This window comes from Leucothrix arctica (genome assembly GCF_003172895.1).
Taxonomy (GTDB): domain Bacteria; phylum Pseudomonadota; class Gammaproteobacteria; order Thiotrichales; family Thiotrichaceae; genus Leucothrix; species Leucothrix arctica.
In genome coordinates, this window is record NZ_QGKL01000029.1 from 320,194 (window position 1) to 333,411 (window position 13,218).

12 protein-coding genes are annotated in these 13,218 nt (G+C 42.9%); 4 read left to right on the forward strand and 8 right to left on the reverse strand.

The window, feature by feature from the left end:
• Positions 1-89: 89 nt before the first annotated feature.
• From DKT75_RS10565 to DKT75_RS10585, 5 genes are all read right to left on the reverse strand, one after another.
• Complete coding sequence (locus DKT75_RS10565) at positions 90-602, reverse strand: response regulator (RefSeq protein WP_158278840.1); 513 nt, start codon at positions 600-602, stop codon at positions 90-92.
• A 575-nt stretch (positions 603-1,177) separates the two neighbouring features.
• The gene (locus DKT75_RS10570; protein ID WP_109823387.1) at positions 1,178-2,053 is read right to left on the reverse strand and encodes an NAD(P)-dependent oxidoreductase; all 876 of its coding nucleotides are present in this window, start codon (positions 2,051-2,053) and stop codon (positions 1,178-1,180) included.
• A 475-nt stretch (positions 2,054-2,528) separates the two neighbouring features.
• Entirely contained in the window at positions 2,529-4,172 is a 1,644-nt protein-coding gene (locus DKT75_RS10575) for a DUF1501 domain-containing protein (protein ID WP_158278841.1), read from the reverse strand.
• Between the two features lie 10 nt (positions 4,173-4,182).
• Complete coding sequence (locus tag DKT75_RS10580; protein WP_109823389.1) at positions 4,183-6,360, reverse strand: DUF1800 domain-containing protein; 2,178 nt, start codon at positions 6,358-6,360, stop codon at positions 4,183-4,185.
• Positions 6,361-6,596: 236 nt separating this feature from the next.
• A complete protein-coding gene (locus tag DKT75_RS10585; protein ID WP_109823390.1) occupies positions 6,597-7,529 on the reverse strand; it encodes an AEC family transporter in 933 nt (310 codons plus the stop codon).
• A gap of 286 nt (positions 7,530-7,815) precedes the next feature.
• On the opposite strand from DKT75_RS10585, the gene DKT75_RS10590 reads away from it, so the two are divergent.
• The 3 genes from DKT75_RS10590 to uxuA are packed head-to-tail and all read left to right on the forward strand — an operon-like array spanning position 7,816 to position 10,728.
• Complete coding sequence (locus tag DKT75_RS10590) at positions 7,816-8,553, forward strand: FadR/GntR family transcriptional regulator (RefSeq protein ID WP_109823391.1); 738 nt, start codon at positions 7,816-7,818, stop codon at positions 8,551-8,553.
• Positions 8,554-8,604: 51 nt separating this feature from the next.
• Entirely contained in the window at positions 8,605-9,519 is a 915-nt protein-coding gene (locus DKT75_RS10595; protein WP_109823392.1) for a sugar kinase, read from the forward strand.
• A gap of 27 nt (positions 9,520-9,546) precedes the next feature.
• Complete coding sequence (gene uxuA, locus DKT75_RS10600; RefSeq protein WP_109823393.1) at positions 9,547-10,728, forward strand: mannonate dehydratase; 1,182 nt, start codon at positions 9,547-9,549, stop codon at positions 10,726-10,728.
• 97 nt (positions 10,729-10,825) lie between these two features.
• Here the strand turns inward: uxuA and DKT75_RS10605 are convergent, their stop codons facing one another.
• Both DKT75_RS10605 and DKT75_RS10610 read right to left on the reverse strand, forming a co-directional pair.
• Positions 10,826-11,401, reverse strand: coding sequence for a 2-hydroxychromene-2-carboxylate isomerase (locus DKT75_RS10605; RefSeq protein WP_109823394.1), 576 nt, complete (start codon positions 11,399-11,401; stop codon positions 10,826-10,828).
• 92 nt (positions 11,402-11,493) lie between these two features.
• Positions 11,494-11,937, reverse strand: a complete 444-nt coding sequence (locus DKT75_RS10610) for a hypothetical protein (protein WP_146201354.1) — start codon at positions 11,935-11,937, stop codon at positions 11,494-11,496.
• 127 nt (positions 11,938-12,064) lie between these two features.
• On the opposite strand from DKT75_RS10610, the gene DKT75_RS10615 reads away from it, so the two are divergent.
• Positions 12,065-13,048: an IS481 family transposase gene (locus tag DKT75_RS10615; RefSeq protein ID WP_109821420.1), complete on the forward strand. Its 984-nt coding sequence runs from the start codon at positions 12,065-12,067 to the stop codon at positions 13,046-13,048.
• On the opposite strand, the gene DKT75_RS22015 is transcribed toward DKT75_RS10615, so the two are convergent.
• Positions 13,004-13,218, reverse strand: a 215-nt coding sequence (locus DKT75_RS22015; RefSeq protein WP_211665096.1) for a hypothetical protein, incomplete at its 5' end; no start/stop codon positions are given. The two genes, DKT75_RS10615 and DKT75_RS22015, sit on opposite strands and share 45 nt — an antisense overlap.

Here is a 13,218-nt window from a genome sequence, read left to right on the forward strand (position 1 = left end):
AGCGTTCACGACAGTCATAGATCAAATATCAACCAATAATATTAAAATTAAAGATGGCCCGGCCAATATTCAATCAAACCCTGTAGGTTTTAAAATCTAGCACTTTGAATATCTTCTTTTATTTGCATATAGCTCTGTATATGCGTCATGTTGTCTCTGTTCATTTCACTAACAAATTTTTCAACGCGTGATAAGTCAAAGTACGTATCATTACAAGACACTCGTCCCCCAATAAGCAACTTATTAATCTTTTCTGGTAACTTTTCTAGAGTATTTTTTAAGAGAAAATCATCTGCTTTCGCCAAAACAGTTTGAGATGCAATACTTTCATCCTCAAATGCATTCGTTACGAAAATAAATAGGGATTTAGGCAAGGATTGACGAGAGTAGTCCATTACATCTAAACCACAAAAGCCAGCAAACTTATACTCAGACAAGATAAGGTCTGGACTGTGATTATCTAGATAGTTTAAAAAATCACAGAACGACCCGACCACTGCGACCTTCGCAAAGGGAAGCACCTCTTTAACGTAAAGACTAGTTGACTCGGCATACCCCTTATTTTCTTCAATAATGAGAACGCTTAATGACTCTTTTAACATATTATCGACCCTCACATCGGGAGATTTAGCATTTACAGCTGACTTATGTAAGCTACCCAGTAGCATTATGGGAAAAGCCAATTAAACAGTCTGTATAACTAACAGTATTAAAGGTTCAACTGCACTACTGAAAAAGTTAGCTCTACCAACAAAGAGATACTAAAATCCTACCAATGAATGATGAAATAAATAAATAAATAAATAAATAAATAAATATCTTACTTCTAGATTATTTAAAACAGCCTCTGACTCAGGCCTGTCATCTAGATGACATTTTTGTCAGAAAACTACTCTTTGAATCAAAGTCGAAGTATGAATCTACGTTTTTGAAGTTACCTATCTCAGCTGATAGTCGGGGTGTCGTTGGTTCTTAGGGTATATGCAGCTACACAGCTTTTATTAAATCAGCTAGAAATTAAACCATACAATATGTACATATATTAATCATTTTCATGATGGTTTTAAAAAAAGCCCGATAGAATGAACTATCGAGCCTATTTCGTGATTTATTTCAAGCATTAGCAACTTGACAAAGATGCACCACAACCAAAAATTGAGTGAGTAAGTCGTGAAGTTTACTTACGAGGCAGGCGTGTCACTAGGCTTGACGTATCTGAACGATTGCCGCCGTTGCTCTGCACTTCTTCGTAGAATGTATCGACTAGCTTAGTCACGGGCAGCTCCGAACCATTTGTTAGTGCTTCATCAAAACAAAGCCCCAAGTCCTTACGCATCCAGTCCACGGCAAAACCATAATCAAATTTGCCATCAATCATCGTTTCATGACGGTTATCCATTTGCCAAGATTGTGCGGCACCCTTGCCTATTACATCAAATACTTGTCTAGCGTTTAAGCCTGCATTTTGAGCAAATGCGACACCTTCAGATAAGCCTTGTACCAACCCTGCAATACAAATTTGGTTGACCATCTTAGTAAGCTGTCCCGCGCCTGACTCACCCATACGTTGAATTGACTTTGCGAAGCATTCAATCAATGGTCTTGCGGTATCAAAACTAATCTCACAACCACCACACATGACCGTCAGTGCGCCATTGACCGCGCCTGCTTGACCACCTGAAACAGGGGCGTCAATAAAGCAAAAGCCAAGATCTTCAGCAGTTTCTGAAATCTCACGTGCAACGGTGGCAGACGCGGTGGTGTGATCGATAAAGATAGCGCCTGTTTTCATGCCTTTGAATGCGCCCGACTCCCCAGTCGTTACGCTACGCAAATCATCGTCATTCCCGACACATGAAAATACGAAATCGGCACCTTCAGCAGCTTCGGCGGGTGTTGCTGCATGGCGCCCACCATGTTCAGCGACCCACGCTTCGGCTTTACTACTGGTACGATTGTAAACGCAGACAGAGTGACCTGCTGCAGCTAAATGTCCGGCCATAGGGTAGCCCATTACCCCTAAACCGATAAATGTTACCTTGTACTTGCTCATGCTTTACCCCTTAAATGCATTGCAATGTTTTTATATGTTAGAAATATATTAACAGAAGAATGTATCTATTAGTCAGCAGTTGCCATCAAGAGTTTCTATAGTAGAGTGATATATTTTTATACAATGCGAATACCCTAAACACTTTGGCCGAAAAGTATCTACAGGCTTCATTTCAAACGAGATAAAACGTTATTTCACTAGTGTAGTTATTGATGCCGAACTGGACTGTCGAAGTGACCGCTTCCCAGTTCTTTGAACGGTTAGATACCGCACCACCCATTCGGTGAGAAAACCGTCAATAAAAATAATTGGTGTGCCCACTCCAGATTTAATTTCTACTACGTTCAACTGACTCTCTTTGCTCTCAAAAAGGTCAGTGAATATCGTTGTGTTTTTTAGCTTACTAATCACGTATTCATTACCTAAGCATTGCCTCGAGAGTTAGCCGATTAAGCTATTGGCTAATCTTACCCTATTACGCAAACAACCCATCCAAATATGCACTATTCAGATCTCCCGAACTCGTTACAAAGTTACCCAAGTTAGGGAATATCGTTGGCATCAATGCATCGTCAATACCAAACCAACGACATAAGGACGCGTTCAATTGGTCTTGTGCAGTGGTTGGAATTATTCGTCCTTTGTGACTGTAGTCATCTGCGCCATCAATGGTTACATCAGGCAGCTTACCTAGCATCTGACCTCCCATTAAATTACCTGCGTTGTTTGCACCATCGCCTCCCATCACAAGGTGGTGTGCACCCCATGCATGATCTGTTCCATCGCCATTATTTCCGAGAGTTCTCCCGAAGTCTGACATGGTAAAGCTAGTCACTTTATTGGCATGACCAAGCTCTTCCATCGCTGTTTGAAACTTAGATAAACCCAAACTCAATTCACGAAGTAATAACGGATGTTCAGTCTCTTGCTTACTATGCGTGTCAAAACTTCCCAAACTCACCATAAAGATCTGGCGTTTATAGCCGCCACTTTGGAAGGCATCTTTAGCGCCCATATCAATCATTTTAGCCACTGACTCAAGCTGGCTAATCAGTCGACCACCAATGTTACCTGATAAACCAAGGTCACTAGAAGAAGGCACTGAGAACAACTCATTCCCGTAACTATCCTTGCTGCTATAACCAATATCGTGATTATTCCAAGCCTTATCAATTAACTCGAATATGTTTAATGAGCGATTGGACGCAGACGAGAACAATGATTTAAACGGATCACTACTTGTGAAAGTACTGCTTTGATCAAAGCTAACATCACCCGTTGCAGATGTATTCGAAACACCCGTCAACGCTTTATAAAGCGCAATACGATCTTGGTGGCTCGACCACTCTTCATTTTGCATATCATATATTTCTGGCGGGCTGCCGGGGCTAAAAACCAGTGGGTTACTGTTAGCGCCAATCAACATACGGTCACTGCCTGCATAGGAAATATTTAGTCCCATCAGTGAGCCATTGTTTATTTCTGGCCAGCTATCCGCGATTCGTCCTGCCCAACCGACATCATTTAAGTTGTCACCCTGACCGGTCTGTAAGGCACGCTGCTGGTGGTTATGTGCGAACAAAAACAACGGTAATCGTGCTATTTCTGCCTTAATACCAGCACGCGTGACACGCTCCACAAGATTACCAACATTGGCAACAACAGAGGCTTTGTTCTGGCTGAGTAACTGCGCAAGCTCTGGCATCACGCCATTAACGCCCAGATCAAAACCATTACCTTGCAGCATCGGGTAATTCCCTTTGAGGTAGGCCGCAGCATCGCTACCACCATCATAATATGGGTTTAAAGAACCACGCCCCAAATAGCCATCACCTAGCGGCAAGGCCGTATTAGCAACTGAGAGGTCACCTCGACTTTCAGCATAAGCGTTATAGCCTGTTTTGCTGTCACTCCCCGTCGGTATTAGCATATTAAAACTGTCATTACCGCCATACATAAATACACAGACCATAGCTTTGTAATCAGAAAAGGCAGGTGTTGCTGCCATTGCTTCACGCATTAGTGCGAGCTGACCGACTGAGCCTAATGCACCTGTGGCTCCACCCGCTAACAAGGTCTTGAGAAAGTCGCGACGATTTTTTAACGTATTATTAGACATCATCAATTCCTTATTTTTGAACCATGTAAGCACTAGACGTGGCAATCATTCGTATCGTATCTTTCGCCATTTGCTGCGCTTCTTTAAAATTATTATTGTTGTAATTAGTACCCGCAGACTTCATCAGGTACTCATACAATGCTGCGCGGAAAGTATCTTCCATCTCCCCTCCGAGCATTAGAGCATTGTAGTAATTAATGACCGCGTTTGTTGCCGCTATTTTGTAAGGGCGCTCGCTCACGTTGTATTTTTCTAGATTCTCTAAGTCCCCTCCCGCAGCGTCAGTAATTAAAGCGATGGCTTCATCGGTATTAGTTAGTAAGGCCATTTTTCGGCTGTAGCTGTTTTCCGCCGCAAAATCAGCAAGGGTCTCTTCATTAACACCTGTTATTTTATTCTTTTCATAAGTCTCAGTCGCTAAAAACACAAGGTTGTTAAAGGTTAGTAGTGTTTGGTCAGTCAGAATTTTCATCTCAGGGCTCACCAACCCTCTAGAAGCAAAGTAGCTATTACTCGGAACATAGTCAGACTGATAAAAGTTAAACACTGAAGGTGAGCGTAAAGCAGCTTGTCCTAAGTCTTCACTTGGGCTTTTAAACCAGTAAACGCCAAAAACTTGTGTCACATCATCTTGACTTATCCAACCATCTAGAGGTACCGCGCCCATTAACCTAAACAGCTGAGCCATAGCGATAACGGGTTCTTTTACTTTTCCAAACTCTAACCCAGCCTCAGTACGCGCTTCTGTATCGAGTAATATCGCTTCAACAACTGCTTTCAAGTCACCACGTGTGCCTCGTCCATTATCAGTAAAAACAGATGAGACACGACCAACATAAGCAGGTGTTGGGTTGGACGTCACTAAGCGCATGATAAGGTGCTTACTAACATGAGGAGCAGCGTTAGGGTGATTGAACAATATGTCTAGTGCTGCATCCATACCGCTATTATCAGCCCCAGAGTTAAGGGCGAAGGTTGTTCCTAATAAAGAAACCAAACCATCACCGCCCTCATCCGACTCGTCTTCATGTTCTGACGAAGTGAACTCCATAGGAACGGTGTAATCACCTTGAGTATTCCAACTGTAACCATAGCCATCATTGCCAGCTAAATCCCAGCCCGTCATTACTTTAGACAGCTCTGTTATATCCGTTTCGTTGTAGGTAGGTGTTAGGGTGTCACCTGACTCAGGGTAGCTACTTGAATTACCGTCTTGATCGGGTGTCCCATCAAGGTTTAAATGGTAAAGCCCAATGGTAAATAATTGCATCAGTTCACGTGCAAAGTTCTCATCTGGCGTCGTGCCTTTTGCAAGATTCGCTTTGCGATTACCTTGGTGTGACAAGTACATTCCCATCACTGGACTACGTGCCATTTCACCTAGTAAATCTCGGTAGTTTCCAAAAGCATGCTTGGCTAACATATCGTAGTAGTCTGCAAGCCCTTCACCACGTCGGTGAAGCGGTGGCTCAGAAGTTGATACAACGAGTAACTGACTTAATGCAAAGGCAACCCGCTGTCTAAGTTGATCGCTACCATGCAATGTCTTGCTCGGATGTAAGCCAATAACATTTTCCCACCACACTGCCATTTGATATTCATCGACACTAAAGTCAGCCTCTTGCTGGTTGAATACAACCGACTCGTACCAGTTAGTGTCTGGCTCTGCCTGAAAAGCAATTTCGATCAGGCGTTGAAGATGACTTAAGTGATCATCAGCTTCACGATCGTAAGCTGATGGCTTATTGAGTTGTTCGTCAATCCACGCTTCTGCTCCCATTCGCTGAACACTACTAATGTCATCAAGCATTGGGCCAAAGGTTGTCTGTAGCAATAATCGATGAGCACTCTTGAGTGTTAGTGCTTTAGTTGCATCTTGCGGAAGCTCGTCATTTAAATCTGAGATGCCATCACCATCAGTATCTGATCGTTGTGGGCTCGCGCCGATTAACAACTCCTCGGCATCACTTAGACCATCATTATCATCATCGCTATCGCAAGCATCACCAAAGGCATCGTCATCTGAGTTGGTCTGGTCGGTATTGGTGAAGTTAAGGCAGTTGTCTATTGAGTCTGAAACACCGTCGTTATCCGAGTCAACTATTGCCGTAGAGGACGAAGAAGTACCACTACTACAGGCTGATAAAATGAGCGCACTAGACAGTATAATAGCTAAAGTATTTTTCATGGTTGATCGGTCTCAGAAAAAGCTTTGATGAAGTTACTTTCTGAAGTCTAAGACCTTGGTGTTTAAACTAGGCTTAATATGTGTCGTTATGCTTGGTGTAACAACTGCCCCGTACAGTAGGCAAGACAAGCTCACAATTAGCAGTCAATGACCATGCCATTTCAAAGAGCACCGATAGTTTATAGCTTGATACCTTGTAAGACTAACAATGAAACGATAAAAAACGCTATCACTCACTACTCTAATATCACTAACCACACAGATATAGTGACTACTGACAACACAGTTGAAACTAATATGCTCGAAGCGGCGATCCCTTTTGCTCGATCATATATGTTCGCAAAGATGTAAACATTCATACCAGGCGGCATCGCAGCCATGATCACCATAGGGTTTAATAGCTCAGGCGGCAGGTCAAACACAAAACGCCCGATGAGATAGGCAATAACTGGATGTAAAATTAGCTTACTGACACTCACCATACTGACTTCGCCAATGCCTGAGCGTAAACGATAGCTAATTAACAGCGCACCTAAACTAAACAATGCAACGGGTAAGGCTGAAGTAGCAATTAAGTTCAGTGCAGTGCTAATAGAGACCGGCACTGCGATTTGGCCTAGGTTTACTATAAAGCCCAGCATAATGCCTATCATCAATGTATTTGAGAAAACTTGCTTTACAACAGACTTGAGCGTTTCCCCAAGACCCAGACCATCCGCTCTTGAGAACTCCATCGAAACGATCCCTAAGATGTAACAAAACGGGGCATGCATGGCGATAATCGCGATCGCTGTTTTAGATGCTTCCATACCGTAGGCAAGCTCAATGATAGATAACCCGATCAATACAAGGTTTGAAAACAAGCCTGCAAAACCAATGGCTACCCGTGCGCCCGGGGTATGTTTAAAAATCAGACCGGCACCTAACCATACGACTGCAAAGCTAAAAAAAGCGCCTACATAAAAGGGGACTAAAATATTGGGATGAAATTCTTTCGCTAGATCGAGGTTGACCAATGCGTTAAACAATAGACAAGGAATTGCGAACTGTGTCGCAAAACGCATCATCGCAGATGCTTGATCTTCTGTGAAAAACTTAAAGTATGCTGCAAAGTACCCTGCCCCAATAACTAGAAAAACAGGTAGCACTATTTGTAAAATCTGTAGCATCTTTGTAATTTTCTCCTCAGGTTTAACCAGCACTTCGTGATAGTTAACACTCACTATAATTTATACGCCAAGAAAAAACCTTATTTTTTGTAATACGTGTTTACATATTTTAGCACTGTAAACTTACAAGTTAGTGATTCATCTCATCTAACAGCTACAGCATCTCCTAAAAACCGTGTAAATAGCCGTTACTCTGTAACCTGTAGATACGTATTTATTTGATTTACAAATATTTAACAAATAACTATACTTATTACTGGCATATCTAAGCGGAGAAGATAAATTTATGGGTTCATCTTTCGGTAGTACATCTCAGGGAAGCACTCTCTTTAAGGACAATACATTGGCTGATCGTGTATACGAACAGCTGCTAGAAATGATTGTTCAAGGAAAGTTTCGTGTGGGTGAAAAGCTCCCTACAGAGCATGTACTCAGCGAACAGATGGAAGTTTCCCGCCCTATTCTTCGCCAAGCACTTAAACAATTACGCTCTGACGATGTCATCGTTTCTCGTCAAGGCTCAGGCTCTTTTGTTAAGCGCCGCCCAGAAGAAGCCATACTCGATTTTGCACCGATTGGCTCTATCGCAGACATTCAACGAACGTTTGAATTTCGTGCTGCTATTGAAGGTGAAGCCGCTTACCTTTGCGCTATTCGTAGAACAGACTCTGAGCTATCAGAGATTAAAGCGGCACTAGCAGAGCTAGACCGTTGCATTGAAAATAATGAGCTTGGAACCGACGCAGATGCAATCTTCCATGAAGCCATCTGTCGATCCTCGCACAACCACTATTTCGCTGCTGCACGTAGCTCGATGAAGTCTAATATTCTGACTGGAATAAACCTGACTCGAAATTTATCGTTGATCAAACCTCAAGAACGCTTACAGATGGTTCAACAAGAACATCGTATTCTAGTACAGGCGATCGAAGATCAAGATGCAGAAGCAGCTCGTGCGGCGATGCGAACCCACATAGATAATGCTCGTCGACGCGTATTCGAAGGAAGCGCGTCAGAGAGCTAACACTTTTCTGTTACACACTTACACAAATCCAAACGTTTGAGGACGTTATATATGAAGTCATTACTTGGCATCGGCGAATGCATGATCGAGCTATCATCCGCAGGCGACAACCTATGGAAGCAGAGCTTTGCAGGCGATGTATTTAATACACTTTGGTACGCTAAAGCGCTAATGGCTGAAGATACTGCTATCGACTTTTTTAGCGCGGTTGGCGACGACCAAAGCTCAGAAGATTTGGTTGAGTTTATTGAGAAAGCAGGCATCTCATGTGCTGGCATTCCACGTATAGAAAAAGGTGTGCCGGGCTTGTACCGCATTCACCTAGATGGCGCTGAGCGTTCATTTAGCTATTGGCGTGATACATCAGCGGCAAAGCAGTTCATGAAGAGCCCTGAACTCCTTTGGAAGCAAATTGCGACAGCTGATATTGTATATCTGTCAGGTATCACGGTTGCAATCTTGCCTGACGAAGATGTTGAGGTCTTTATCTCTGGTTTACGTGCGGCACTTAAGCCGGGCGCGATCGTTGCATTTGATCCAAACATTCGTCCGCGCCTTTGGGCTAACGAAGCACGTATGAAAGATGTCATCACTCGTACTGCTGCGATCTCTGACCTTGTTATGCCTAGCTTTGAAGACGAAGAAACGACGTTTGGTGATAAAACACCTATGGCCACTGCACAGCGCTACCAAGCACTAGGTGTTAAGCAAGTTCTTGTGAAGAACGGCGAAGACGACACGTTATTTGTTGAAGGCGATAAGGCTGAGTACTTCCCTGTTAAAACAGTTGAAGGCGTACTAGATACAACGGCTGCTGGTGATTCATTCAACGGGGCTTTCTTTGCTGAATACATGGTATCTGGTGACGTTCCTAAAGCAATCTCTCTAGCGCAACGTTGTGCTGGTGTTGTGATTTGCAATAAGGGCGCACTAATTCCGTTCGAAACTGTTAAAGCTAGCGTTTAAACAAGCGGCTAATTGAGGTAAAAAACCATGAAACAAACATGGCGCTGGTTTGGTAAGAATGACCCAATTTCTTTAGAGAATATCCGTCAAGCAGGTAGTGATGGAATCGTGTCTGCTCTTCATGGTTATCCGCCTGGAACAGTCTGGTCTAAAGAAGATATTCTTGAGCACAAACAACTGATCGAAGATGCTGGTTTAACTTGGGACGTTTGCGAGTCTATTTGGATGAGTGACGAGATCAAACTTAAAGGTGCAGCTGCTGTTAAAGAAGTCGCAGCTTGGAAAGAGACACTGCAAAACTTAGGTGAGGCAGGCGTTAAAACAGTCTGTTATAACTTTATGCCAGTGGTTGACTGGACGCGTACAGACCTTAAGCACCCTATCGAAGGGAAAGGTATTGCACTGCGTTTTGACATGATCGACTTCGTTGCTTACGACGTATACGTTCTAAAGCGTCCAAACGCTGAAAACGACTACGAACCAGCAACGCTTGAGCTTGCTAAGAAGGCACTTGCAGAGAAGTCTGCTGAAGAGATTGCACTACTAGAGAAGAACATCATCGCTGGTTTACCGGGTGGTGCAGAAGCGGCTGGTACAGGTGAGTTTGCTCAGCGTATTGCTCAGTTTGATAATTTGAGCAACGAAGACATGCGTAACAACCTTGTGTCGTTCTTGGAAGAAGTAATTCCAACGGCTGAAGCAAATGGCATTAGTTTGGCGATTCACCCAGATGATCCACCGTTCCCACTGTTTGGTTTACCACGCATCGTGTCAACGGAGTCTGACTTAGACTTTATGTTTGGTGCTGTAAAAAGCCCTGCTAACGGCCTGACTTTCTGTGTCGGTTCGTTTGGTGCTCGTGCTGATAATGACTTAGTGAAAATGGCGAGTAAGTACATCGACCGCATTCACTTTACGCACTTGAGAAATGTTCGTCGTAACCCTGACGGTTCTTTCCATGAAGCTGAGCATTTGGATGGTGATCTAGATATGATCGCAATCGTTCAGTCGCTTATCTCTGCAGAGTTGGCTTCTAAAGCAGATGACTCTAAAAAAGATCATGAGATTTACATGAGACCTGACCACGGCCACCTGTTGGCGTTTGAAGAAAACTCAAAGGTTAACCCTGGTTACTCTTACCTTGGTCGTTTGAAAGGTATGGCTGAATTGCGTGGTGTGATTCAGACTATTGAACGCTTCGGTAGTTAATACGACGTTCTTTGTACGATTAAGTATAAAAAATAAAGCCCATTACCTAGCTGGTATATGGGCTTTATTTTTGCTTGGCGTTTGTTTTGCAGAAAGCTTACTTACTAACCGCTTCAACCAAGAAGTTGAGACGGTCTTGTCCCCAAATCATTTCCTCATCGACGAAGAATGTTGGCACACCAAAGCCACCACGATCTAATAACTCTTTTGTGTTTGCTGACATCAGCGCTGCGCACTTATCATGATCAACGGCTGTCACACCTAGTTCAGCCGCTTGAGCTGTTAGGTAGTCTGTATCAGCGAGGTTTGCATCTTGTGACCATAGTGCATGACTAAGCTTTGCAGCAACTTCGAGACCTGTATCCTTTTCTTGCTCAGCAGCTAATACTAGCGCTAACGCCCCTACTTCATTAGTGGGGAAGAACGCTGGTGCTAAGTTGATTGGGATATTTAGGTGGTTACTCCAACGGGTCAGCTCGACAATACGGTAATCCAGCATGTACTGAGGGCGATCTGGCACAGCTGGGAAGTTGATTGCTGTGAAAAGCTCACCGATGTTGACTGGCTTTAAGTTTAGTTCAATATCTAATGTTGGCATCAATTCGATCAATTGCTTTGATGCGAACAGTGACCAAGGAGAGTTTAGGCAGAAGTAGTAGTCTACGGATTTCATGGTTAAACCTCTTTTTACTTTAACGAATTACAGTCATCAATCGACAGTATTGAGCTAGTAACAAAACTACACACTAGTTAGTTAGCTAGCTATTATTTACTTTCTATAAACTTAGTCGCTTCATTTGATAACGCTTTCGAAGGGACTTTCTTTACAGTTAAGTTTTTCTTTTCGGGAATCATTCGTGGATAATCATTAACTAAAACAGGAGCTGCACTACCAGCATACACCGAAGGTTCCGTAATCATAATTACGGAAGAGTATGGAATAAAAACTGTTCCTACATCGAACCCAAAGAACTTATGTTTTTTAAAAATAATTCCATTAGAAACACGGTGAAGTGGGTATCCGTCTAGTTTTGTGCCGTTAGAGAAAACCACCTGCATAAGCCTATTTTTTGGCACGGTTCCAGCTTTAACCTCACCGGCATAATAAAACGTCGGAAACAACACAAGCATTAGCAGTGGTGTAAAAGGATATTTCAGCCCTCTTTTTTTACAAATGAAAAAAGATACTATCGCAACTAAAATAGACACTACAACTAGACCTACTGATTGTATTGCATAGTTGTTTAGATCCAACTGGTTATGGGCTTTCTAAATTTGATAAACTATACCATGCTCGTCAAGTGATGAAAGATCTTTTAAACTCTGGAAAGCAAACATGAATGTTCATCGTAACGCTCGAACCACTCCTAAGACTCGTGAAGAAATTCATGCCAGTAAAGGCCATATGACCATTGATGTGGCAGCAAAGCACTTTAATGTAAGTCGTGGCACGATTATAAAGTGGCGTAAGCGTAAGAACTTCAATGATAAATCTCACCGACCTAACCGGTTGAACACCGCTTTGTTACCCGTTCAAGAAGCGATTATCGTTGAGCTCCGTCGCACATTACTATTAACACTGGATGACCTTTTGGTGGTGTCGCGCGAGTTTGTTGATAAAACACTCTCTCGATCCTCCTTACTTCGTTTACTCAAACGCCATGGTGCTAACCGTCTATCCCAGCTTTATGCAGAGCAGTCAGAAAGCTCAGGGGCTAAGAAGCCTAAAACCTTCAAAGATTATGAGCCTGGCTACCTTCATGTAGATATTAAGTACCTTCCCAACATGCCTGATGATACGCAAAAACGTTATTTATTAGTGGGCATTGATCGTGCGACACGCTGGGTCTATATGGAAGTGATCACCGATAAAACAGCGAAGACAGCCGCCAAATTCATCAAGACACTAGCTAATAAGTGTCCTGTTAAGATTACAAAAATACTCACGGATAATGGGAAAGAGTTTACTGACCGCTTCTGTGTCACTGGCGAGCGTGAACCCACAGGCAACCACTTATTTGATAAAATGTGTGACTCATTGACAATAGAGCACCGTTTAATTCCAGCAAAACACCCACAAACTAATGGCATGGTGGAACGCTTTAATGGTCGAATATCACAGGTGATTAAGTCCACCTACTTTGCTTCTGCCGAAGAAATGGAAACAACGCTAAAACGTTACTTAATCACGTATAATCACCACGTTATTCAAAGAAACCTTGGACATTTGACCCCTATTCAAAGTATGAAGCAGTGGCAATTAGACAAACCTGATTTATTCAAAAAGAAAGTTTACAACCACGCGGTTCTCGACACGTAACTGCTTTTTTGTGTAGCTTGATTGTTCAGTAGCTAATGACTGCTTACCGTCTGCTATGTCATCAATATATTTAAAAGCAGCGTATTGTTTCTTTGTCATCATTTCTTCTGGAGGAAGTTCTTTATAGAGCTTTTGTAACCACTTGCTCGACCTGCGGGTACTCTTCCAAA